Annotated in this window: 24 protein-coding genes; 11 read left to right on the top strand and 13 right to left on the bottom strand. The window is 46.4% G+C overall.

The annotated features are described in order from the left end of the window. Positions 1-28 precede the first annotated feature (28 nt). A complete protein-coding gene (locus H6F51_05540; GenBank protein ID MBD1821961.1) occupies positions 29-172 on the bottom strand; it encodes a hypothetical protein in 144 nt (47 codons plus the stop codon). Positions 173-327: 155 nt separating this feature from the next. Here H6F51_05540 and H6F51_05535 point away from each other — a divergent pair, with 155 nt between their 5' ends. Beyond that, entirely contained in the window at positions 328-1,296 is a 969-nt protein-coding gene (locus tag H6F51_05535; GenBank protein ID MBD1821960.1) for a sodium-dependent bicarbonate transport family permease, read from the top strand. Positions 1,297-1,300: 4 nt separating this feature from the next. Then, on the top strand, positions 1,301-1,597 hold the full coding sequence (locus H6F51_05530) for a P-II family nitrogen regulator (GenBank protein ID MBD1821959.1): 297 nt from the start codon (positions 1,301-1,303) through the stop codon (positions 1,595-1,597). 255 nt (positions 1,598-1,852) lie between these two features. Here H6F51_05530 and shc read toward each other — a convergent pair whose 3' ends face one another. Together shc and H6F51_05520 are read right to left on the bottom strand one after the other, a co-directional pair. Further along, positions 1,853-3,880 (bottom strand): squalene--hopene cyclase, encoded by a 2,028-nt coding sequence (gene shc / locus H6F51_05525; GenBank protein MBD1821958.1) that lies wholly within the window; start codon positions 3,878-3,880, stop codon positions 1,853-1,855. A gap of 25 nt (positions 3,881-3,905) precedes the next feature. Beyond that, complete coding sequence (locus tag H6F51_05520; protein MBD1821957.1) at positions 3,906-4,163, bottom strand: hypothetical protein; 258 nt, start codon at positions 4,161-4,163, stop codon at positions 3,906-3,908. Between the two features lie 45 nt (positions 4,164-4,208). Between H6F51_05520 and H6F51_05515 the strand changes: the two genes are divergently transcribed. Continuing rightward, the gene (locus H6F51_05515) at positions 4,209-5,333 is read left to right on the top strand and encodes a glycosyltransferase (protein MBD1821956.1); all 1,125 of its coding nucleotides are present in this window, start codon (positions 4,209-4,211) and stop codon (positions 5,331-5,333) included. On the opposite strand, the gene H6F51_05510 is transcribed toward H6F51_05515, so the two are convergent. Continuing rightward, positions 5,330-6,025, bottom strand: a complete 696-nt coding sequence (locus tag H6F51_05510; protein ID MBD1821955.1) for a hypothetical protein — start codon at positions 6,023-6,025, stop codon at positions 5,330-5,332. The two genes, H6F51_05515 and H6F51_05510, sit on opposite strands and share 4 nt — an antisense overlap. A gap of 122 nt (positions 6,026-6,147) precedes the next feature. Here H6F51_05510 and H6F51_05505 point away from each other — a divergent pair, with 122 nt between their 5' ends. Continuing rightward, positions 6,148-6,828, top strand: coding sequence for a M15 family metallopeptidase (locus H6F51_05505; GenBank protein ID MBD1821954.1), 681 nt, complete (start codon positions 6,148-6,150; stop codon positions 6,826-6,828). Here H6F51_05505 and mnmA read toward each other — a convergent pair. After that, the gene (mnmA, locus tag H6F51_05500) at positions 6,796-7,842 is read right to left on the bottom strand and encodes a tRNA 2-thiouridine(34) synthase MnmA (GenBank protein MBD1821953.1); all 1,047 of its coding nucleotides are present in this window, start codon (positions 7,840-7,842) and stop codon (positions 6,796-6,798) included. The two genes, H6F51_05505 and mnmA, sit on opposite strands and share 33 nt — an antisense overlap. 147 nt (positions 7,843-7,989) lie before the next feature. On the opposite strand from mnmA, the gene rnc reads away from it, so the two are divergent. Then, on the top strand, positions 7,990-8,673 hold the full coding sequence (rnc, locus tag H6F51_05495) for a ribonuclease III (protein ID MBD1821952.1): 684 nt from the start codon (positions 7,990-7,992) through the stop codon (positions 8,671-8,673). A gap of 32 nt (positions 8,674-8,705) precedes the next feature. On the opposite strand, the gene H6F51_05490 is transcribed toward rnc, so the two are convergent. Further along, complete coding sequence (locus H6F51_05490) at positions 8,706-10,073, bottom strand: UDP-N-acetylmuramoyl-L-alanine--D-glutamate ligase (protein MBD1821951.1); 1,368 nt, start codon at positions 10,071-10,073, stop codon at positions 8,706-8,708. A 316-nt stretch (positions 10,074-10,389) separates the two neighbouring features. Beyond that, positions 10,390-10,593: a hypothetical protein gene (locus H6F51_05485; GenBank protein MBD1821950.1), complete on the bottom strand. Its 204-nt coding sequence runs from the start codon at positions 10,591-10,593 to the stop codon at positions 10,390-10,392. 145 nt (positions 10,594-10,738) lie between these two features. Between H6F51_05485 and H6F51_05480 the strand changes: the two genes are divergently transcribed. Genes H6F51_05480 through H6F51_05460 form a run of 5 tightly spaced genes read left to right on the top strand, consistent with a single transcriptional unit; the run spans position 10,739 to position 16,020 of the window. Then, on the top strand, positions 10,739-11,845 hold the full coding sequence (locus H6F51_05480; protein MBD1821949.1) for an aromatic ring-hydroxylating dioxygenase subunit alpha: 1,107 nt from the start codon (positions 10,739-10,741) through the stop codon (positions 11,843-11,845). Between the two features lie 12 nt (positions 11,846-11,857). Continuing rightward, positions 11,858-12,874, top strand: a complete 1,017-nt coding sequence (locus H6F51_05475) for an aromatic ring-hydroxylating dioxygenase subunit alpha (GenBank protein ID MBD1821948.1) — start codon at positions 11,858-11,860, stop codon at positions 12,872-12,874. 54 nt (positions 12,875-12,928) lie between these two features. Then, on the top strand, positions 12,929-14,110 hold the full coding sequence (locus H6F51_05470; GenBank protein MBD1821947.1) for an HlyD family efflux transporter periplasmic adaptor subunit: 1,182 nt from the start codon (positions 12,929-12,931) through the stop codon (positions 14,108-14,110). Between the two features lie 30 nt (positions 14,111-14,140). Beyond that, positions 14,141-15,325 carry an FtsX-like permease family protein gene (locus H6F51_05465; protein ID MBD1821946.1) on the top strand — a complete coding sequence of 395 codons (1,185 nt, stop codon included), beginning with the start codon at positions 14,141-14,143 and terminating at the stop codon, positions 15,323-15,325. Between the two features lie 11 nt (positions 15,326-15,336). Beyond that, a complete protein-coding gene (locus H6F51_05460) occupies positions 15,337-16,020 on the top strand; it encodes a DevA family ABC transporter ATP-binding protein (GenBank protein MBD1821945.1) in 684 nt (227 codons plus the stop codon). A 13-nt stretch (positions 16,021-16,033) separates the two neighbouring features. On the opposite strand, the gene H6F51_05455 is transcribed toward H6F51_05460, so the two are convergent. Genes H6F51_05455 through H6F51_05445 form a run of 3 tightly spaced genes read right to left on the bottom strand, consistent with a single transcriptional unit; the run spans position 16,034 to position 18,542 of the window. Continuing rightward, the gene (locus H6F51_05455; protein ID MBD1821944.1) at positions 16,034-17,266 is read right to left on the bottom strand and encodes an MFS transporter; all 1,233 of its coding nucleotides are present in this window, start codon (positions 17,264-17,266) and stop codon (positions 16,034-16,036) included. A gap of 16 nt (positions 17,267-17,282) precedes the next feature. Continuing rightward, a complete protein-coding gene (locus H6F51_05450) occupies positions 17,283-18,191 on the bottom strand; it encodes an alpha/beta fold hydrolase (protein MBD1821943.1) in 909 nt (302 codons plus the stop codon). Positions 18,192-18,221: 30 nt separating this feature from the next. Then, a complete protein-coding gene (locus tag H6F51_05445; protein MBD1821942.1) occupies positions 18,222-18,542 on the bottom strand; it encodes a hypothetical protein in 321 nt (106 codons plus the stop codon). 93 nt (positions 18,543-18,635) lie between these two features. Here H6F51_05445 and H6F51_05440 point away from each other — a divergent pair, with 93 nt between their 5' ends. Next, entirely contained in the window at positions 18,636-19,148 is a 513-nt protein-coding gene (locus H6F51_05440) for a cyclic nucleotide-binding domain-containing protein (protein ID MBD1821941.1), read from the top strand. Positions 19,149-19,200: 52 nt separating this feature from the next. Here the strand turns inward: H6F51_05440 and H6F51_05435 are convergent, their stop codons facing one another. The 3 genes from H6F51_05435 to H6F51_05425 form a co-directional block, all read right to left on the bottom strand. Then, entirely contained in the window at positions 19,201-19,578 is a 378-nt protein-coding gene (locus H6F51_05435; protein ID MBD1821940.1) for a response regulator, read from the bottom strand. 43 nt (positions 19,579-19,621) lie between these two features. Continuing rightward, complete coding sequence (locus tag H6F51_05430; protein MBD1821939.1) at positions 19,622-21,694, bottom strand: response regulator; 2,073 nt, start codon at positions 21,692-21,694, stop codon at positions 19,622-19,624. 871 nt (positions 21,695-22,565) lie between these two features. Further along, entirely contained in the window at positions 22,566-24,068 is a 1,503-nt protein-coding gene (locus H6F51_05425) for a hypothetical protein (protein ID MBD1821938.1), read from the bottom strand. Between the last annotated feature and the right edge of the window lie 53 nt (positions 24,069-24,121).

Here is a 24,121-nt window from a genome sequence, read left to right as displayed (position 1 = left end):
TCAGCATCAGTTCTATTTGTGTTTTGTACTATTTATGTTTGTACAAAGACGCTAGAAGTTGAGGACGCAATTGTTTTGCCCAAAGCTCAAAGTTAAAGGATGGGCTATTCGGAGAATTTTCTGTACCCGATTTAGTGGCACGATCGTTCGATTGATCCAGAGTTTTTGTCATAATCAGAAGCTCCAGGGGGTTAGCTACAGGCGCGATCGTACCCACTGTTTTCTGAAAGCGGGTTAAGCTCTGGTCAAGAAGTCGTAAAGATTGTGCGTTCTTGCCTCGATCGCCATTCCCCGTTTGAATGGAAGGTAACGTTATTTTTTCTGTGAATGGACTTTACCCTGATCGTTTCTAACTTTCTGAATCCGCCTGTGTTGTTCTTTTTTCTAGGAATGCTGGCGGTTTTGGTGAAATCGGATCTTGATATTCCCGCACCCATTCCGAAGTTGTTTTCGCTGTATTTGCTACTGTCGATCGGGTTTAAAGGTGGCGTAGAGCTGGCGCGGAGCGGGATTAGCCAAGCGGTTATCGTGACGTTGAGCGCTGCGATCGTAATGGCGATTGCTGTTCCAATCTATACGTTTTTCATTTTGCGATCGCGCTTAGATCCCTATAATTCAGCAGCGCTCGCGGCGACTTACGGATCAATCAGTGCGGTGACGTTTATTACGGCTGGATCATTTCTCGATCAGCTTCAGATTGCTTATAACGGTTACATGGTCGCAGCATTGGCGCTCATGGAGTCACCTGCGATCATTATTGGCTTAATTTTGGTGAATGTGTTTACCGATCGTGCTAGTGATGAGCCGATTCAATGGTCGGAGGTGCTGCGAGAAGCATTTTTTAACGGTTCGGTGTTTCTGTTGGTGGGGAGTGTAGCGATCGGTTTTATCACTGGAGAGCATGGCTGGCAGACGTTGAAACCGTTTACGCAAGATATGTTTTACGGAGTGCTGACCTTCTTCTTGCTAGATATGGGACTGGTCGCGGCAAAGCGAATTCAAGAACTACAGAAAACTGGGACGTTTTTGGTGTCGTTTGGGGTGTTGATCCCGATGCTAAATGCGACGATCGCCATCTTTCTCGCAAAAGCGATCTCGCTGTCTTCGGGGGATGCACTTTTGTTTGCGGTGTTATGTGCAAGTGCGTCTTATATTGCGGTTCCCGCAGCGATGCGTTTAACGGTTCCAGAAGCTAATCCTAGCTTTTATATTTCTGCAGCGCTTGCGGTCACGTTTCCGTTCAATATTCTGATCGGAATTCCATTGTACGAATACGGAATTACTCTTCTTTGGTAAAGTTATGCACGCTGTTAAACGGATTGAAATCATCTCAGATTCGATCGAGCTTCCAAAAATTCTCAATAGCCTGAAGCAATCCGAAATTGATCGCTATACTGTGTTCCGCAATCTTGAAAGTAGCGGGGTTTCTGGAAGCGACGAAATGATTGAAATGGCGTATATTATTGCGTTTTGTGCGCCAGAACAGTTGAAGGATGCGATCGAGAAAATCCGCCCAATTCTCAACCGATTTGGCGGATCGTGCTATATCTCGGACGCGATGGAGGTGCGATCGTTGAATTGTACTGCGTTGCTTTAGTGGAACTTTGACATAAGTTTTTCGCTTCGTTTTGGACAGCTTCAACCCCCTAGATCCCCCATGAATGGGGAACTTTGAAGTAATATGCAACCCTGAAATTGTGTTAACACTCTTGAGAAGAACCTAAATGAAAATTGATGACAAGTCTGCTTCCAAAGCTGATCAGATTTCTTCTCAAAGTCCCCCACTTGTGGGGGATTTAGGAGGCAAGAACTACCTAAAACGGAGCAAATCCGTTCTATCGATCGCCCTTCTCTAAGCCTCTCCCGATTCCAGAACGACTTCTCTCACCTTCAGATTCAACGGCACTTTCAACGCCGATCGCTGCTGCAAACTCATCTGATATCGCCCCAAAGCTGTCAGCGAAAAATGCTGCTGATACAGGTGATACTTCAGATAAAAATGTCCTGGAAATCCTGTACCTGTAAAGCAGTCTTCATTCCACGCGCCATCTTTCTGAGTCTCAATCAGATAAGCGATTCCTTTGTCGATCGCGTCCCACTCATAATCCCCAGTGGCATCTCCCGCCGCCAACAATCCAATCACTGCCCAAGCGGTTTGAGATGCGGTACTGTCGCCTTTCCCTTTGAGCGCTGGATTTTTGTAGCTTTCGCAAGTTTCACCCCAGCCGCCATCAGGATTTTGCGATCGCACAAGCCAAGTCGCTCCCCGTCGAATGCTGGTTCGATGTGACTTCGGAGCCGCCTTCGACAATGCCACTAAAACGCCACTCGTTCCGTAAATGTAATTCACACCCCAGCGCCCAAACCAAGAGCCGTCCGCTTCCTGTTCGCGCATCAAGTACGCTAAAGCACGATCGATTCTTTCCGGTGTTAAAGTTGCACAACGTTTGGCATCTCCGGTTTGAAGCTGACCGAACATCTCTAAAACACGAGCCGTCACATCCGCAGTATTCGGATCAATCATGGCTTTAAGATCCCCGTAAGGCATCGCGTTTAGCCAGTCTTGATCGTTATCGAGATCAAACGCTGCCCAGCCTCCGGGCTTACACTGCATCGTGCTAATCCAATTCACACACCGCACGATCGCTTGTTGCTTCAAAGCTTCATCCGGCATCTGAAGCAGATCCAGCGCCATCACGATGACTGCCGAATCATCAACATCCGGGTAAAAGCGATTCTCGAACTCAAACGCCCACGCTCCGGGTTTTCCTTCGGTGTTTTTAACCGCCCAATCTCCGTAGCTGAGAATCTGTTTGTCTAAAAGCCATTCACCCGCTTTGGTTAATGCCGGATCAGACGGAGACACACCGGATTCAACCAGCGATCGAATCACCAGTCCCGTATCCCAAACCGGAGACACACAAGGCTGAATCCGATAACTATTCTCTTCTTCGATCGCGAAATTGTCGATCGCCTTTAATCCCCGTGCCACAAACGGATCATTCGCGTTGTACCCTAAACAGCGCAATGCCAGCAGCGAATTGATCATCGCGGGAATAATCCCACCCCAATCTCCAGTGGCTTCTTGGCGTTCAAGAATCCATTTTTCTGCCGCTTTGATGCCTTCCTCGCGTAGCGGCATGAAATTCAACTCTTCAGCAAACTTGAACGCTCGATCGAGATCCAAAAATAAGTCTGTCCAATCCGATTTTCTCGGCAACTCATACACCGCATTATGTACGCCCTCGGTGTAGAGTTCATCGAGCGTAATGGCTGGATTGGTAATGAAAACGGGCTTGCGATCGAACGCGATCAACAACGGAACGGTACTGCCTCGCGCCCAACTCGACATCTCATAAATGCTGAAGGTATGTCCTGAAAAAAGCGGCTCTGTACCAAACGGATTCGGGATTTCCACTTTCAGCGAGGGTAAAAACATAATCCAAGGCGGCAGCGAAGGAATACCGCGCCAATCAAAACACCCAATCAGCGCCAAATGAAACTTGGTAAAAATCCGCGTTTTGGTAATTCCGCCCCGCGCCAGGATAAATTCTTTGGCTCTGACCAATGCCGGATCAGCCGCCGCAACCCCAAGCAGCCGTAGCGCCATATACGCTTCAACCGTTGTACTCAGATCGCCGCCATCGTTGTAATACAATTCCCAACCGCCATGATCACGCTGCTGCGATCGTAAATAGTCCTCGGCTTTGTGCAGCGGTCGTGCTTGATCGGTTCCCCAAATCTTGTGCAGCAAAATGGTCTCAGCCGTGATCGTCACATTCGATTCAAGCTCTGCCCACCAGTATCCTTCTGGTTTTTGCAGCGATAAAAGATACTGCTGACTTGCTTCAATTGCGGTTAAGAGCGATCGTTCCTGCATGCCAAATTCTCCTCACACCCAAACATTACCAACCTCTACGGCTATGCTGCCATTCTGCGCTCGCTTCGCTATTTTTATTTCGGGGCAAATCCTCACGCGCATGAAGAATATCCCACAATTTATAAGCGGCTGCACCTTTGATCGCAACCACTTCGTTCTTGTCGCCACCTGTTAGGAAAATTGATCCTGAGAGTTCATCATTTTCAGCATTAAGTTTCCACTTTACTTTTACGATGTACTGGGTGTTCACAGTGATGTTTTCATCAACGCGAATGAAAGCCATTGCGATCGCTCCCCGTGTAATTAAAGCATTTATCGTGATTGTGACATGAGCGAAATCATTCTTGGGCTGTCGATCGTAAGTTTATTAATTTGGATCTATTTGCTAGGATTCCGGGGGCAGTTTTGGCGAATGGATCAACGCCTGCCCGATGGAGAGCTAGAAAGCGCTTCGGTTTGCGTCGTAATTCCAGCCCGAAATGAAGCGGATTTGCTGTCGATTACTTTGCGATCGTTGCTCACACAATCCTATTCTGGTTCGCTCCAAATCATTCTAGTAGACGATCACAGCACCGACGGAACCGCAGAAGTCGCCAAGGAAACAGCCGAATCGCTCGGAAAAGCCGCTCAGCTACAGATTCTCTCAGCGCAACCCCTACCCGCAGGTTGGACAGGAAAACTGTGGGCGTTGGAACAGGGCATTCAAAAAGGCATGGAGTTGCAGCCGGATTATTTTTTGTTGACGGACGCAGATATTGAGCATGATCAGAACAATTTGCGAGATCTGGTGAGTCATGCGATCGCAGACGATCGCGAGTTAGTATCGCTCATGGTGCGATTACGCTGTGTGAGTTTTTGGGAGAAGTTACTGATTCCAGCATTTGTGTTCTTTTTCGCTAAGCTATATCCGTTTCGTTGGGCAAATGATCCGGGTCGATCGTTAGCGGCTGCGGCAGGCGGATGTAGTCTCATTCGATGTGAGGCATTGATTCGAATTGGCGGTGTCGCGGCAATTCGGCAAGCGTTAATTGATGATTGTGCCTTAGCGGATGCGATTAAATCGACGGGTTCTAAAAGAATCTGGCTCGGATTGACTCCAACGACAATCAGTTTACGTCCCTACGATTCACTCGGTACGATCTGGAACATGGTCTCTCGTACTGCTTATACCCAACTAAATTATTCTCCTCTGCTATTAATGGGTGCAGTATCCGGAATGTTTATTGTTTATCTCTCTCCCGTAATTGGAATATTAACCGGAAATTCAATTAGCTTATTAACTTACGCATTAATGACTCTGGCTTACTTTCCAATCGTGCAGTTTTATCGCTGTTCATTTTGGTATGCGTTTTGCTTACCTGCGATCGCATTTCTCTATCTACTCATGACGATCGATTCTGCTGTCAAACATTGGCAAGGACAGGGCGGTGCATGGAAAGGGCGCACGTACTAGAGATTTGCGATCGCTTCGAGTTCGCTACGGCTGAGAATTTGAGCGTGACGAACATAAGCGGTTCCGCGATCGCTCCAGATAAAATGCAGATAATACGGCTGAGTTCCTGATTTCTCAACTTGATACACTCGCATTCCTACATCTTCGTTGATATCTTTCTCAGTCACTTGATAGCCCTGGTCTTGTAGCTGCTTCTCTAGCGTTTTCGATATCATTCTCCCCTGTGTTTCAGCAATTTCCCAGCATCCTTCGCGCCCATCACAGCCCGGAGTTGCACCATCGAGCTGTAAAGCGTCTTTAGGCGAGGGGGACGGCGTTGGGGTCGGAGAAGTCGTTGGCGCTGGAGAGGGTGATACCACTGGAGAGGGTGACACAACTGGAGAGGGGGTCGGAGTCGCAACGATAGGAGTCGAGGCACTTGGCTTAGGTTGAGAAAGAGTTACAGGAGGTTCAACTACACGAGGCTTCACCAACAGTGGCGGAGTAGGCTTGGGAGAAGCCTTTGCTTTGGGAGTCGGCGGCGTTGTTGCCTTGGAAGAAGGATTGGGCACATTGGCAACCCTTACCGTTTTAGGATTTTGCCGCTCTACGATCGCATCTTGGGAAGGAACCGGAACAATAAACATCAGTCCATGTAACCCAAGGGCGATCGGAACCATATGCCAAACATTGATTCTCGAAGACAGCAGCATGGTAATTGAAAATATTGTGCAACAAGCAAGGTTTTGATTACCTTACCACAGATTACCGGAGTGAACAAAGTGCCCAAAGCTCAAGTCCGTTTTTTCAACAAAACTCATTGGCTTAAATTGAAATGCAACCCTCTTCTTCCCAGATTCGGTCTGTTCTCGCGTTCTCGATCGCGCTTATGTGCGCCTTGCTCATTCACAGCCCGATGAATGCAACTGAACTAAATCCCGCTGTGTTTGTCGATATTCGATCGATCAACCCCCGGATCGCGCTCGATATTCGTTACGCCACCACTAACAATTTTGTCAAACGGAAGCTTTATCCCCAAGCGAGATGTATTCTACGCGCTTCGGTTGCACAACAGTTATCGCAAGTGCAAACAAACTTAGAAAAAGAAGGGCTTGGACTGAAAGTATACGATTGTTACCGCCCGTTATCGATTCAAAAACGCCTGTGGGAAATTGTTCCCGACGAGCGATATGTCGCCAATCCCGCCAAAGGATCACGGCATAATCGAGGAGCTGCCGTCGATGTCACACTGATCGATCGCACTGGAAAAGAACTTCCCATGCCGACTCAATTTGATGATTTCACAGAACGCGCCAGCCGGAGTTACACTGATTTACCCGCATCAGTGCTGAAAAATCGACAACTGCTAGAAAATGCAATGGTGAGAGCAGGATTCATCCCACTCTCGACCGAATGGTGGCACTTTGACGGCAAGGGCTGGCAGAACTTCTCAGTCCGAGATGTTCCGCTTGGCGCAATTGCCTCACCCCCGCTCAATAATTCCGCCCCCAAGTAGCACCTCTCCGTCATACCAAACGGCGGCTTGTCCGGGTGTGATACTAAACTGCGGCTCATCAAACACAATCCGCACCCGATTATCTTCGATCGGAATCACTGTTGCAGGAGTCGCTATCGATCGATACCGAATCTGTACATCGGCTTTGATCGGTGCGGTCGGTTGTGTGATCGACACCCAGTTAATCCGTCCCACCGTACATTCGGGGTTCTGCGCTTCCGATCGCTCACCCACAATCACCCGATTGCGAGCCGCATCTAAACCAATCACATAAAGCGGCTCTGTGTGAGCGATTCCTAACCCTTTACGCTGCCCGATCGTATAGTGATGCACGCCCTCATGCTGACCGAGAACTTTACCAGCGCGATCGACAATTTCGCCTTTGTGCGGCGTGATGTATTTATCAAGAAACGCTTGCATTGAACCGTTCGCTTCGACTAAACACAGATCTTGGCTTTCGGGCTTGTCTGCGGTGTGCAATCCAAACGCAGCAGCAATTTGGCGGGTTTCGGTTTTGTGTTTTTCACCGAGCGGAAAGAGCACCCGCGACAGAACTTCTTGATCCAGGTCATACAAGAAATAAGATTGATCTTTAGATCGATCGATCGCTCTCAACAGTTGATACCGCCCATTTTCAACCCGAATGCGCGCATAGTGACCGGTGGCGATTTTATCAATCCCCAACGTTTCCCGCGCATAGTTCAGCATCGGGGTAAACTTCACCGCTTTATTGCACTGCGAACAGGGCAACGGCGTAATTCCTTCTCCGTAGCCTGTCACCAGGTAATCGATAATATTTTCCTGAAATACATCACGGCTATCGACAATGTGATGTGGAATGTCCAACTCCTCACAAAGTTTAGCCGCATCGATCATGCCTTCAGAGCAGCACTGTCCCTTCCCTTTCATCAACCAAAGGGTCAAGCCCACGACTTCATAGCCTTGATCATGCAACGTGGCAGCCGCAACCGAACTATCGACTCCCCCAGAGAGTCCTACCACAACTTTGTTCATCGGAGTTTCGCAATCTAAAATCCCTTCTAGGCTAACATTTTGCCGCAAAATCGGTGTAGAACTGGCTTGTTTTGACTGTAACAACGGTTGTGGCAATAGCCTTTATCCCCCGACTTTTCAGCTTTCAATCAACGTAGCGAGGAAAAGATGCACAAACTCTTGATGTTCAAAGACGAAAAGCTTCTACGTCGCTCTCTCACTCACCGTTCCTATGTGAATGAAAATCCTAGAGGAGATGGAGATAACGAGCGTCTAGAATTTCTGGGCGATGCCATTCTCAATTTCATCAGTGGCGACTACCTTTATCAGCTTTATCCCGAAATGGGAGAAGATGAAATGACGCGACGACGAGCAGCACTCGTAGACGAAAGGCAACTTGCTAAGTTCGCGACTGAAATTGGATTAAATTCCAGAATGAGGCTTGGACAAGGCGCAATTCGTGACGGCGGTTATCAGAATTCAAATCTTCTGAGCAGCACTTTTGAGGCAGTGGTGGGAGCTTATTACTTAGATCACAATCGCGATATTGAAGCGCTACGTCCTTTGGTGACAGAGCTATTTGACACTGTGCCCCAAGAAGCGATGGTAGTTCGCTCAAACGTGGACTCAAAGAATAAGTTTCAGGAGTTCGCGCAGGCAAATGGTGCTGCGGCTCCACCAAAGTATGTAACAGAGAAGTTAGGTGGAGCCGATCATGCTCCAGTGTTCGTTTCTAGAGTGTATGTGGGTGAAAAACTTTATGGTGAGGGTAAAGGTCGCAGTAAAAAGGATGCAGAAAAGCAAGCGGCTGAAGATGCGATGTCTAAGTTAAAAAAACGAGGACTGCTATGATATGCGAACGATCGCTGAAATCTGCTCAGATTTTACTCAGAACACTGTTCTAAACAAAGCTGACGAAAATGATCGCCCCGTTGCTCAAAGTTCTGATATTGATCAAAGCTGGCACAAGCGGGAGATAGAAGGACAACTTTCGCAGAATATTGTTTTGCAAGGGTGGTCGATCGCGCTACCGCCCGTTCCATTGTTCCAACATCTTCATAGTTCGAGTAACCAATCTCTTCAAGCCGTTTTCCAAAGGTCGGAGCAGCTTCGCCAATCAACAGCACAAATGCAGCTTTCGATTGAATTGCATTGAGCCAAGCTTGATCCTCACCAATTTTAGGCTCTCCGCCTGCAATCAGAATCACTGGAGCTTCGACCGCGACAAGTCCAACTTCTGCGGCATCATAGTTAGTCGCTTTACTATCGTTGATAAACTCGATTCCCTGCCAAGTGCAAATTCGCTCTAATCGATGTGGAACGCCTGGAAACTCTGCAACAGCTTGAGCGATCGCATCTTTATCAATTCCTGCGAAATGTGCGGCTGCTACAGACATCAATAGATTCTGCAAATTGTGCGCTCCCGGCATTCTTAGCGCATCCGCCCGAACAATCTTTTCTCCTTGGACGATCGCCCATGCCTCTTCAATGTAAGCTCCGAACGCTGGATTTCCTATCAGTTCAGACTTACCGGTTACACTCGTCCAGCAAGCATTCTCTTGAATCGGATAGGTTTGCTGTTGTCCGATGTTCCGTAGATAAGGATCATCCCCGTTAAAAATCTGTTGCTTTGATTGATTCAGTAGGCTCGCTTTAATGTTGAAATAGTTCTCTAAGGTTTTGTGGCGACTGAGATGATCGGGTGTAAACGTTGTCCAGATAGCAATTTCAGGCGTGATCGAGAGCGATGATTCAATCTGATAGCTACTAATTTCTGCGATAGCCCAATCAATCTTTTGATCTAACAATGCGACTTCACAAGCAGCATAGCCAATGTTGCCGAATGCAGGTGCATGATATCCCGCTTTCTGAAAGATTGCCGCAGTTAAAGCTGTTGTCGTAGTTTTGCCATTCGTTCCGGTAATTGCTACCCAGGGAGCATAGCTTAATGCCCTCCAGGCAAGCTCCATTTCGCCGATCGTTTCAATATTCATCGATTGAGCCTTGGCTAAACTCGGCACATCCCACGGTACACCCGGACTCACCACAATTAAATCTGGTTGCACTAATTCAGGATCGAAGTTGTCGCCCAAACGCACATCGATTCCTTCTGCGATCAGTTCTTGTTGTTGCGATTGGAGGGTATCGGAAGCACCGCGATCGCTAATGGTGACTTGCCATCCCTGGCGTTTGAGAAGTCGGGCGGCGGCGTTGCCAGATTTCCCCAACCCAATCACAGTAGCATTCGGCATAGTCACAGATACGATTACTCTTTTTGCATTTCTAATCCTACTGCCTAACGCTATGATTTCTACTCACTAAATTATTTTATTAGATGAATAGACCTATTTATCCGATCGCTCAACAAGAAAGAGAATGGTTTTTGCTTTGTCAATTGATCGCGACAATGTTGGTTCCAATTTATCGAACCATTTGGGCTCTTATTCATACGCCAAGCGCTTGGCGAATGCTAAAGCGCTTTAGCATTAAGTGGCTTATTCGCCTTTTGCTCGCACCAGTTGCCTAGTTCCTCTAGGTTTGTCCATCCCTCATCGTGTTAAAGAACGACTAATGAAAGAAGGGAAGCGGAACCTTAACTGCAAGATAAATGACACCCGCAAACGCAAAAAGTGTTGCAAACCCAATGTAAACCATCTTGAATTCGTGATGCTCGATCGCATCTTCAAGCTTCTGATTTAGTTCTTGACGAAACTCGTTAATTTTTTCCTTGCCGGTTTGATCAACTGGCAGACGTTGAGCTTTTCTAACCATAGCCTCTGTGTTTGTATAATCTTGCTTTGCATGAAGAGTACCCGATTCTGCTCAGAGAATTATCCCTCACCACCGTTACTCTAATATCGGCTTGGGAATCATAGAGCTATCTCTAAACCTTGCAAAACGAGTGGGGCGATCGCACGTGCTCAAGAACTTCTGGTATGCGGTTGAATTCAGTGCTGCTGTCACAGCCAAACCAAAACAAATCACGCTGATGGGACAGCACTATGTTCTCTATCGGGATGCAGATCATCAAGTGATTGCTCTCGACGATCGCTGTGCCCATCGTGGGGCGGCTCTATCTGGGGGGTGGATTGAAGAAGGTTGTCTGCGCTGTCCCTATCATGGTTGGAAATATCAATCAGATGGGGCTTGCGTCGAAGTTCCAGCAAATCAAGCAGACGTGCCGATTCCTAAGCGGGCACGAGTGGGGACTTACCCAGTGCAGGAAAAGTATGGTTTTATTTGGATATTTGTGGGGGATGCGCCAGAGTCAGAGCGTCCCCCAATTCCACCGTTTCCAGAGTACGGCGACCCCGCTTGGCGGCAGGTTCAAGGCGAATATGTTTGGAATGCTCACTACACTCGCGTGATTGAGAGCGGCTTAGATACTTCCCATGCACCTTTCGTTCATGCTGCTTTTTTTAATAACCGGGATGATGCAGAGGTTTGGGATTACGAAGTCAAGAGCGAGGAATGGAGTACAAGCGCGACTGTTCGCACTAAGCCACCCAAGCGAGTAGGACTGCTGAAATACATTGTGAAGCGCGATCGTCCTTACTCCAGTGCAACCTTGACGGTTTATCTACCAAACATCAACCGGATTGCACTAGACTTTAACTTCCGTGGCTATCAATATGTCTACTTTGCAACCAACATTCCCGTTGACGAAAACACAACCTTAACGAAGTGGATTGGAGTCCGCAACTTTCTCACACAACCTTGGGCAGACTATAACTCGATCAAAAATACAGTCGATACTTATCTGGAAGACAAAGCGGTGATTGAGGCGCAAGAACCTCGCGTTGTGCCTTATGGATTAACCGAAGAAGTTTTAGTGGCTTCAGATAATCTACTCGTTGCTTATCGTAAACTACTGCGTAAGTTCCTAGATAAAGGCTGGGGAATCGGCGATTACTCCACTAAAGCAAAGCACAAATTAACTTTAGAGCCTGAATCTAACCCAGGTTTGTTTGAGCATCCGATCGCTCAGCCATCGGAACACCCTGTAGAAGTTGCGAAGACTTAAGGAGCCTCAACGATGTTCAAAAATTTCTGGTATGCCGTTGAATTTAGCAAGGCAATCACACAGCGCCCAACCCTTGTTACATTAATGGGCAGAAAAATGGCGGTGTATCGTGACAGCCAGGGAAAAGTGGTCGCGCTTGACAATCGTTGTGCCCATCGAGGCGCATCTTTAGCGGGTGGATGGGTTGAAGGAAATTGTCTTCGCTGTCCCTATCATGGCTGGAGGTATGAAGCAGACGGCTCCTGTCGTGAGATTCCGGCAAATCCAGCCTCAACTCCCATTCCGAAACGAGCGAAAGTAGAGGCTTATCCGGTTCAAGAGAAATACGGATTCATTTGGGTATTTGTCGGTGACTTACCGGAACGCGATCGTCCCCCTCTTCCCTCATTCCCACAGTTTGAGAATCCAGTTCGTGAACCCGCTCAGAGCGTCTATACCTTTAACGCTCATTTCACTCGCACAATGGAGAACACGCTGGATGTTTCCCACGCTCCATTCATGCACGGGGGGTCAGTCGGGAAAAGCAAAACTCCTGAGAACACGGTGATTGAGGATTATGACTTGAAAGTGACTGAATGGGGATTATCCGCAACTTTAGGCATCAAGATTAACCGCATTAACGGGCCGATGCGATTTTTCTTGAAGGACGATGACCAAGATCCTTGGAAACAGTACATTTTTGCACCACCAAACATCACCTATTCCGGTGTCAATTTTGGTCAGTTCAAGATTGAAAGTATTTTGGCTCATATTCCAGTTGATGAAAACACGACGATCGTTAAATCGATCAATATTCGCAGCTTTCTCAATCATGTTCCTGGGCTGAGCCATTGGTTAGATCAAAATACAACTCAAGTCGGAACTCGCATTTGCATGGAGGATAACGTCGTTGTCCAAACTCAGATCCCTCGGCTTGCACCGCTCAATAACAGTACCGAATTAATGGTTGCCTCGGATGCGACATTGATTGCTTATCGAAAACTGCTGAAGAAGTTTTCGGACATGGGATGGATGATGGAAGCTTCCTGATCTGTTTCACACTGCGGTATTGCTGTCATTGTCCTCCACTGTGCTGAATCTATCGTGCAAAAACAAATTCCTCTCAAAACAATTAGCTATGGGCTAATCGGGGCACTCTCGATCGGGTCGCTGGGATTAGGTGCAGCGTATTTGTCTCAGTCTAAAGTAAAGCAAAATGCGGATGCAGGTCTATCGAGTCAACCTGCGCCTGTGCAGTCTGTGACTGCTTTAGGTCGAGTTGAACCGAAAGGCTCTGTGATCAAGGTCTCTGTTGTGAATGCAAGGGATAGTCGAGTGGATCGGCTACTGGTCAAGCAAGGCGATCGAGTGCAAGCAGGGCAGGTGATTGCGATTTTGCAGGGATTGGATAAGAAACAAGCAGCACTCGAACAAGCGAAACAAAATGTTGCCGTAATGCAAGCAAAGCTGGCACAAACTAGAGCGGGAAGTGCAACTGTCAGTGGATTGGCTGCACAAAAGGCAGCGATCGCACGGTTAACCGCGCAATTTGATACCGAAATGGCTGCAAGACAAGCAGCAGTCGCTCGTGCTAAAGCTGAAGTTCGGAATGCTCAGGCGAGTTATGAACGATCGCAGAAGCTCCAAAAAGAAGGAGCAATCAGTACCTCTCTCTTAGACAACGATCGCAGAAGCTTTGAGACTGCTACCGCATCACTGCAAGAGGCAAAAGCACAACTGCAAGAAACAAAGCTGACTTTATCTGCCCAGATTCAGGAAGAAACCGCTAAGCTGCAAGCGTTAAGTGAAGTTCGTCCAGCCGATCTCCAAGTTCCTCAAGCTGAGATAGAGTACGCGATCGCCCAACAAAAACAGGCAGAAACTCAACTGGGAGATTCGTATGTCCGCGCTCCGATCGCGGGTCAGATTCTAAGAATTAATACTCAGATTGGGGAGCAGGTTAATGCAGAGCAAGGCATCGTCGATCTGGGACAAACTGATCAGATGTATGTTGTTGCCGAGGTATATGAAACCGACATTCCCAGAGTGAAACGGGGACAACAAGCTCTGATCACGAGCGAAAACGGCGGGTTTAATCAACAATTACGCGGCACAGTTGAACAGATCGGACTTCAAATCAAAAAAACTGATTCGCTGAATACCGATCCAGCAGCAGACAAAAATGCGCGAGTCGTGGAAGTCAAAATTCGGCTCGATCCAGAGGATAGTAAAAAAGTTGCAGAACTCACCTATATGCAGGTACGAGTTCAAATTCGTTTGGACTGATTGGAATCTCTTACTCATTTAACCGCGACCATGCACTTTCTTCTTCCCAAACGACTGGTTAATCGCTTCGCTCAGGAGCCTCCCTTAGCTTGGTCGCAGCTTTCCCATCAGAAAGTGCGTTTAGTCGTCGGACTAGCGGGGATCTCCTTTGCTAACATTCTCATCTTTATGCAGTTGGGATTTCGAGCAGCGATGTTTGATGGGGTATCGCGGATTCAGGAGAACCTCAAAGGGGATCTCTTTCTGGTGAATCGAACGAGTCAGTTTCTTGGAAATAAAACCATTCCCAAAGCGCAACTATATCGAGCGAATGGAATTCAGGGAATTGCTTCTGTTGATCCGCTTTACTACAGCCGGACTTCTTGGGTGAATCCACAGACCAAAGAACTTGCAGATGTGAATATCATTGCTTTTAACCCAGCACGATCGGCAATGGATTTACCCGAAATTCGTGGGCAACTTGGGACGATCGCACAACAAGATACAGTTCTATTTGATAGCAAATCTCTTCCGTCTCTAGGATCTGTGGGCGAACTGTTCAGCAAAGGAGATCCGGTTAATAGTGTTGTAGGTGGGCGAAAAATGTCGGTTGGGGGGCTTTATAGCCTGGGCAGTAGTTTGTTCAAACAGGGACATATCGTCATGAGCGATACCAACTACTTACGGCTCTTTGGTCAAGCTGGAGCAGACGAAGTTCACCTGGGGATGATTACCCTGGAACCTGGTGCTAATCCTAACGCTGTGGCCCAAGGTTTACAAAAGCTGTTGCCGCAAGATATCAAGGTTCTAAATCGTCAAGAGTTTATCGCATTAGAGCAGGGATACTGGGCGAAACAACCGCCTGGAATTATCTTCAATTTCGGCACAGTGATGGGATTCATTGTTGGCATTGTGATTGTTTATCAGGTGCTATACACCGACGTGAATGATCATCTGCCAGAATACGCAACCTTGAAAGCGATCGGTTATTCTGATTCGCGACTGTTAGGAATCATTTTTCAAGAAGCGATCGTTCTAGGTGTACTTGGTTTTCTACCTGGATTTGCTTGTTCTGTGGGAATGTATGGGTTGCTTGGAACTTTAACTCGTGTTGCAATCGTGATGCGTCCTGATGTGGCACTGCAAGTTTTCATTCTGACGCTGTTAATGTGTTTGATTTCAGCCGCGATCGCAGTGCGAAAATTGCGGTCTGCTGATCCAGCCGATGTATTTTAGAGAGATCAGTTATGTCTCCAGCTCCTGTCATTGTCGCTAAGCAGCTCAATCACTCTTTTGGTAAGGGCGCACTCCAAAAACCCGTACTTTCAGAAATTGATCTGGAGATTCATGCAGGTGAAATTGTGATTTTGACAGGCCCTTCTGGAAGTGGAAAAACAACGCTATTAAGCTTAATGGGCGGACTGAGATCAGTTCAAGAAGGCAGTTTGAAAATTTTGGAGCAGGAACTCTGTGGAGCGAGTAAACAACAACTGGTGCAGGTACGGAGCCAGATTGGATACATCTTTCAGGCACACAATCTACTGGATTGTTTGACGGCTCAGCAAAATGTCGGAATGTCTCTGCGCCTGCACAAAGATCTGACCCTGACAGAGCGGATCAATCGTTCTGTAGCAATGCTACACGCCGTTGGTTTAGGACATCGAATCAACTATTACCCGAATGATTTGTCTGGTGGACAGAAACAGCGAGTTGCGATCGCTCGTGCCTTGGTCAGTCAACCGAAAATGGTTCTAGCAGATGAACCGACCGCAGCATTAGACAGTAAATCGGGACGAGATGTGGTGGAAATCATGCAGCGATTAGCAAAAGAGCAGGGCTGTACAATCCTGCTCGTCACACACGATAACCGAATTTTAGATATTGCCGATCGCATCATTCATATGGAAGATGGACGGTTGGCAGCAGCTTAAGCTGCTGCCAACCTTATGAACTTGCAGACTCGGAGGACATCGATTGTAGATTCATCCAGGTTGTTCCAAAGGCAAATAGGATGAAAATTGCTCCCAGCCAAAACGGAGAGAAGATCCCAACATGATCAAAACACCAGCTTGCCCACAACGGGCCTAGAATTGAAGCAATACTCTGTAGTCCTTGAGCATTCGCAAGGGTACGTCCCTGTTCTTGAGCAGAAACGCGATTAGAAATCAGTCCTCTAAGACAGGGCAGAATCAATCCCACACCCAGCGCTAACAATCCTTGGCTTAAATAAAGCAGGACATAAAGAGTTGGTGTTTCTGATGGAATGACCCCGACCAGCCCCAAGCCGATCGCCAACGCAACTAACCCCGCTAAAGTTAGCTTTCCTTCACCAAACGCAGGAATCAGCTTGCGAATCAGTCCACCTTGAATTACGGTCGAAAACACACCAATAAAGACAAACACAAGCGCCGCCGAAGCAGGCCCCCATCCAAAACGCCGACTCAGAAACAGCACAAAAACGCTGGAGAATCCAGAGAACGCAAAGTTGAAAATAAAAGTCGTCCAAAGAAACCCTTTGATACGATCGTTCTGAAATAAATCATTGATTTGCCCGAGCGGATTCAAATCTTTTAAGCGCAGAGCACGACGGTTTTCTGGCTTTAGAGATTCGGGCAGGCTCACCCAGCCTAAGATGAAATTGAGCAATGCGACAGTGCCCGCAAAAAAGACAGGTAAATTGAGGTTAATTCCTGCAAGCGATCCACCCAAAGCAGGTCCTAACACAAATCCCAACCCAAAGGCAGCACCCGTCAGCCCGAAGTTTTTAGCGCGATCGGCGGGAGTTGAAATATCGGCAATATAAGCTTGTGCGGTTGCTGCAACACCCCCAGTTACACCATCAATCATGCGTGAGACAAACAGCACCCACAGACTACCCGCTAAGCCAAACAGGTAGTAGGAAAGAGAAGTTCCTAACACACACAGCAATAGAACAGGACGGCGACCATAGCGATCGGAGAGTGAGCCAATCAGAGGCGTAGCAAAAAACTGTGCTAAGGCAAATGAGGATGTCAACAATCCTAGTGTCAGTGCATCTGAGCGAAATCTTTCCAGCAAGAATGGCAGAATTGGAAATAGAATACTTTCCCCTAACTTATCTAGCAGAATCGTTACGAAGATGAAAAGTAAGGGAGAAACCTTGAGACTTTTCTTGAGATCTTTAAAGTGAGTGGGCATGAATTGTTTATTCCTTTCAAATCGTAGAAGCTTCGGGTTGTTCGTGTTGAGCTAGCCATTTTTGCAGAATTGGATTAACTAGCTCTGGTGCTTCATCTTGAGGACAATGCCCAATGCCTTCGAGTGGAATGAACTCCTTAACTGCTGGAAACTTCGCTAATTCTCGACCCTGCGCGATCGGCTCAAACGAATCTTCAGTTCCCCAGAGCATCAATACAGGGCAAGTAATTTCAGGTAGCAAATCTTCGGGCAACACACCCTTGGAGTGAGTAATAAATGAGAGAAACACATCCGCTGCACCAGGATCTTGAGCAGGCTTCAGCAAGATTTCTACTAATTCATCTGTCACCGCTTCATGTCGAGCATAGGCTTTTAGCAAGGCTTTACGAATAACTTGAGGTTGAGCCAGTTTTGCAAAGAAGAAATGCCCGATCGCTGGAGACAGCAGGAGTTTTTGCACCCACGGAAAGGTAAGGCGGCGAATTCCCTTGAGCTTGCGTTCATGTTGCAGGCGTAAGGCACAATCTAACAGCGCTACTGCTATCACTTGTTGCGGATTGATCACCGTGGCTTGCAGCGCTACTAAGCAGCCGATCGAGTTTCCCACTAAAAAAACGGGTGCTTGAATCACTTCACGACAAAAATCAGCAATCTGTTGTCCCCAAGTTTCAAAGCGATAGTTCAGCGATTCGCTCGGTTTTGGTTTAGCAGACTGACCAAAGCCAATTAAGTCGATCGCATACACGCGATGGTTTTCCGCTAGAACTGGAATGTTTTTACGCCAATGATCACTCGATGCGCCTAATCCATGAATGAGCAGCACGATCGAACCTTGAGTTCCGGCAGTCTGATATCGAATTGGGTAGCCGCGCCACTGCCAAATCTGGGAAGAAGGCGATGCTACGGTCGGCTCATTTGTAATCATGGCAACTCCTGGCGAAACATTTGAGTTAATTTAGGAATCTAGAGCATTCCAAATGGTTGAAGGAACTTGACGACCACGTCTTGAAGCGAGACAAGGCTGATAACAGAGGTGTCCTTCGGCTTCTATTGACTGCAAGAATCCTTCTGCTGCAAGCTTCTCTAGGTGCGATCGTGCGATCGCTTCATCTTCAGCTAGATAGTTCGCAACCTCGGTCAGACTTGCAGAACGCTGACGCAGTAGCCAGTTCATTAAACCCCGTTCCAGTTCTGGAAGAAACAGTAGATCTGCCATCGTCTTAGTACCGGGTTTCTCCCGACCAGACGACGAGGATTGGCGAATACCCATCGTCATTTATGCTCCTGTGATCGTGATGTGTCGCGATAGACCTGCACTCAGTATGGGAATGATAGCGGTGAAACTATCGCTCCTGTGAAAATTAGCATTATGGAAAAGCGCACCTATTCGCCGGGTGAAACGATTTACTGTGAAGGAGACGAAAGCGAATCAGTCTATCTAATTAAGGCTGGTAAAGTTGAAATCATTGATACTTATCCTGAGACGGGGAATGTTGTCTCGAAGTCTCTGGGTGTTGGTAAAGTGTTCGGAGAGGTTGAAATCATTGATCGCAAGCCCCGATCGTCCACTGTTAAAGCTGTAGAACCCTTAAAGCTTCTGGTCTTCAGTCACACCGAAATTTTAGATATTCTATTTCGTCGTCCTGAAGATAGCTTAGTGATGGCTCGTGATACCTTCGATCGCTTGCGGCAACTCTACAGTACAGATAGTCTAGAGTCGGAAATGGCTAAGCTGCGCGAGGAGATGCACGAGACGATTAAAAAAGCGGTCGTTAGCCATGAAGCCCGTGTTGTGAAAAGTCATAACGGAATGGCAGCGATCGGAATTCCAATCGTGTTATTGGTTGCGATCGTGGTGGGAATTCAAATTTATTTGCATTAGTAGATTCAGTGATTGCTGAAAGCCCCTGATACAAAGGGGCTTTTTGATGGTGCTATAGTCCTAAAATTTGGATTGACTTCTCAAGCACTTCGTCTGGATCAAAAGGCTTCGTCATATATAGGTCTGCCCCTACTTCTATACCTTTCTGTCGATCGAACTCTTGCCCTTTTGCAGTCAGCATAATGATGTAGACATCTTGTACGTTCAATTCGTGTTTAACAGTCGCGCAAACATCAAAACCGTTTAAGTAAGGCATCATGACATCGAGAAAGACCAATTGGGGAAGCTCGGTTTGGATGATTTCTAGTGCTTCGCGCCCATTTGTTGCAGTCAGTAGCTCGATCCCTTGATCTTCTAACTCTTCTAAAGTCTGCTCCAGCAGCAGACGAATGTGAAATTCATCATCAACGATCAAGATTTTTTGTGACATGGCTGTTGTTTCTCCAGGAGTTGAGAGGCTTATCGAGGGTGGCTTAAAGCAACGTTGAATCAGATTGATTGTCTGCAATTAAGAGAAGAAAAACGTTTTCAAGTCCTTTTTCAAACTTTAGGGTTTTTACTGCCGTTGAATGTTCCCAAAACTTCGCGTTTGCAATCACCGTGTCGGGCTGAGTAGAGAGCGCTTTTTCAATCAATTCTGCATCGTTTGACGCTTCGATCGCAGTAAATCCCTGAGCTTGTAGCACTTCGACCAGGGTTTTCGTTGCCAATTCATTTTCATCCACTACGAGGACTTTGCGACGAGAGTTTCCTTGAGCAATCAGCGAATCGACTTCCTGTAACAATAGCTCTGCGTTGATAGGCTTGGTTAGATAGCGATCGACTCCAATCTGCAAGCCACGCTCTTTGTCATCTACGATCGACAAAATGATGATGGGAACGCCCATCGTTTGCGGGTCATTTTTCAGCACTGCGGCAACATCGAAGCCTGACATATCCGGCATCATCACATCAAGAATGATCAGGTGTGGCTTGTGCTGTTTGGCGATCGCGACCGCTTCCCTACCATCTTTCGCTTCTAAAATCTGATAGTCTTCGGCTTCTAGATTTTGCCGCAATAGTTCTCGAATCGGCGCTTCATCATCAACGACAAGGATCGTTTTATGCGAGCGATGGAACTCAGAATCCTGGTGAATCACTTGTTCTCGAAGCTGCTGCACCAGCGTACTGAAATCGATTTTTTGAACCTGGTTTGATTCGATTTGAATTGGCAGCGTAAACGAGAAGGTGCTACCTTTTCCGAGTTCACTCTCAACCCAAATTCTCCCCTTGTGGTGTTCGACAATCTGTTTACAAATGGGCAACCCTAATCCTGTTCCTGTTGGCTTGTCGGTTAAGGTGTCACCAACTTGCTTAAATTTCTCAAACACTTTTTCATGGTCTTCCGCCGCAATTCCAGTACCGGAATCAATCACACTAATACAAACATCATCTTCAACGCGAATCGCTTTACAGATAACAGCGCCCTGATCCGTAAATTTGACAGCATTGGAAATCAGATTGATTACTACTTGAACAATACGATCGTGATCGCCCATCACTTTCGGCAATGGCTCAATTTGCCGAATCAGCTCAAGATTCTTGGCTTGAAACAATGCAGAGGTGGCTGCGATCGCACGTTCAATGACTTCGCCCACATCTAGAAGCTCCATTTTCCAATCGACTTTGCCTGCTTCCATTTTGGCAATATCTAACACATCATTAATTAGTGAAGTCAGGCGCATTCCTTCTGACACAATGATGTCAATGTTATCCTCAACCTGACGGATAGTTCGCTGCATTTTTCGGTCTTCGCTCACTACGGCTGGAAAGACCACTTCATCGAGTTTCTTTTTGATGATTTTGGCAAAGCCTAACACCGAAGTTAACGGCGTTCTAAGTTCGTGAGAAACTGTTGAAATGAAATCAGTCTTCATCTGATCCACTTCTTTTTCAGAGGTAATGTCGCGAATGAGGATCACAGAGCCGATCGAGGAGCAGCGTTGACCCCCAGACTGTTCAGCTTTCAAAATCGCAGTGGCAACTGCTTTACCAATACCACCACGATTGAGGGCAAGCTCAGCCGTAAAAACCTGACCTGGATGCCTCTGAGCTTGAGCAATTAAATCCGTAATTTCTTGACTAAACACGGCTGTACAGTTCGGCTGAGCTAAGTTTGTTGAATCGATGTCAAACATTTTGGACAAAGCAGGATTACAGTGCGTGATTTTGCCAGTGATATCAGTGACCAATAATCCATCGACTAGATTATCAATGATGGCACTGAGATAAGCGAGAGCATCTTGGAGTTGAGTGCTAGTTTGAGCGATTTGTTTGTTTAACAAAGCTTCCTGAATCGCTCGATCGCGGGTTTCCCTTAGTTGGCGCACTCGTTGTAGCGCAACCAGAGTTGCCAGTCCTAACAATGTTCCAACAACTGAGGCAAGCAAGTTGAGGGCATGGAGTTGCTGCTCTAGATTCTCTCGCGGAATCACTAGTGCCACTGACCATTTTGCTTTTTGAATCGGTGCATAAGCAACATAGACCCATTGATTATCAAGCTGCATCAAATTAACCTTGTGCTGTTGATTGACCATTGAACGCGCAATGTTCGCTAATGCTGGATTATTGCTATCTAGAAAGCTTTGAGTGCCCTCGGTCAAATTGGAATCGGGATGTGCGATCGGAACACCTTTCGAGTCTAATGCAAAAGCATAGCTCCCTTTTCCCAGTTGAGTGTTGGCGACTACTTCCGAGACTTGAGCGATCGCAATGTTTCCGGCTAAATTGCCAATTACTGTTGGTTGTTCGGATGGATTGCTGGGAAGATTGTAGAACGCCAAACTACCAGAGCGGACATCAATTCTATCTTTAGGAAGCTGAGCGTAGTTTGCACGAGGAAATGACCATACAGGCGCTGAAATGTTGATCTGACGTTTGCCCGTGGTACGAGAAATGATCATATCTGAGACATTCGATTCACCCTTCATTGCTCGTTGAAAATATTCTCGATCGTTGAGATTTTTTCCTTTCGCAAATCCCAAACGAGTAGTGTAATATGTTCCGTCTGGATTCACAAGAATAAACATCCAGAAGTTAGCCAATCGATCCTTTTCTAACTGCAAATAAGGCTCTGCAATGTCCCAATTCATCGATCGGATTTCGTAACTATTTGCCAGTGCTTCAACACTACCCAGTTGTTGAGCTAACCAAGTATCGATATCACTGCCTGCTTTTTCCACCTTTAAAAGTGCATTGTTCTTTAGGGTATTGAGAATTAAGCTGCGCACAACCCAATAGCTTCCGAACGCGGTGGCTCCGATCGTGACGATCGATCCGCCTACTAAAAGCGTAGAAATAATTCTATTAGGATTGAATTTTGCGCTATTGAGTGAAAACTTTTTGCGTTGAAGCCAGGGTAAATGAATCATGTTGAATTTAGCTACAGGGGTTGTTTGCAGGAGAGTCTAGAGTCAGTGAATAGCAGGTATATAGCTCTTTCTGGTCGATATATTTGAAACAAAACCGAATTTGGTCTAAAAATTCCAATTCCAGCAATTTAATTTCTTTCTCTAAATGTTGAAAAACAATATCTAAGCTAATGAAATGACCATCTTTATGTTGACCTAATATAACCAGTACTCGCCCTTTGATTAGATATTGAATTTTTAGAGCAACATTGGGATCTTTAATCTCGGAATGCAGGTATCGAGTAACAATTTGGTTAATGTCTTTCAGTCTATGAAGATGCAATTGTGAACCTTGTACCTGTTTTGTCTCAATTGGAAGTGCTTTTTCTTTCGGATATTCTTGATTTTTTGGCTTCGGTTTAAACGAGCTTTTTAAGCTAACTACAATCGAATTTTGCCACTCGATCGACATCTGCCTCAATAATAGAAATAAACTGAAGATGCCTAAAAAGGTGATGCCTATCAGTCCGAGATGAACTGTTGAGCTAAAGAAGCTGCCACTAGAAAAGACGATTAGAAGAACCGCGATCGAAAAGGGAAAAGACATCGCCAGTAAAGCTGTAGCGAATTCAGTATCAAAGAATAATTGTTGATTCTTTTCCGAACTTTGTTGATTAATTCGAGTTCCATGAAGTAGTGACCATAAGCTACAGGATGCTTGTGGCAAAGCAATCATGAGCATCGTGATTTCTGAGGTAGGACGAATTAGCGCGATCGCAGCCGCACTTAACAAAAATCCAGCACCCGCCCTCGCAAGCAACACCATCAAAATTGTGCCCAATCGCAAAGACTTCAAGTTGAGCGAAACCCCTACATAAACTAAAATGAGCGGTGTTGCACAAAGCGCAAGCTTCTGGATTGTATCCAATACAGCAACCGGAAGCGAAACAGATTTGATCCCAGAAGTGGCGAGAATCACACCGAGAACGATCGCAAGATTGACAGGCTCACTCAGCAAAAACAGTCCAATCTGTTGCCAATGAGGTTTTATTTCAGAATTAGAACATTTTGCTTTTCTCTGATACCAAATTATTGCTAACGCATATAAACCAATTAGAACAAAAAATTTATTTCCCATATCTGCTAAAGCTGCCCAAGCTAAACCCTGAGTTCCTAAGAATTGCTCAACAAATGGGTACACCGTTAATCCAGGTGCAAGCGAAGGAAACAATAAAACAAGAGCGCGTCTTTTTGACTTCTCAGTTTTGGGAATGAGAAGATAGGTTAAACCAAAGCCAATTAGCATCAGATAGAGATTGACGGCTAAAGCAAACGAAGGCAAAAGCACTAAATCAAGACGAGTATCAATCTCGATCGTTGATAAAAAGATCGTTGCAGGAAGTGCCGCACTTAGAATAAAAGCTCGAATTGCTCCAACAGAAGTCTCACTGCTGAATTTGGGTTTGAGCAAATAACCCACCATAATCAGAAGAAGAAGTGAGATCGCTTTGTGAATAACTAAGTGTGACACGGGCTTTTTGCACGATCGATGTTTTGAGCAGTTCACTTTCAGAATGCCCATTG

This window comes from Cyanobacteria bacterium FACHB-DQ100 (genome assembly GCA_014695195.1).
Taxonomy (GTDB): Bacteria; Cyanobacteriota; Cyanobacteriia; order Leptolyngbyales; family Leptolyngbyaceae; genus Leptolyngbya.
This window is presented reverse-complemented; position numbering and strand designations above follow the sequence as displayed.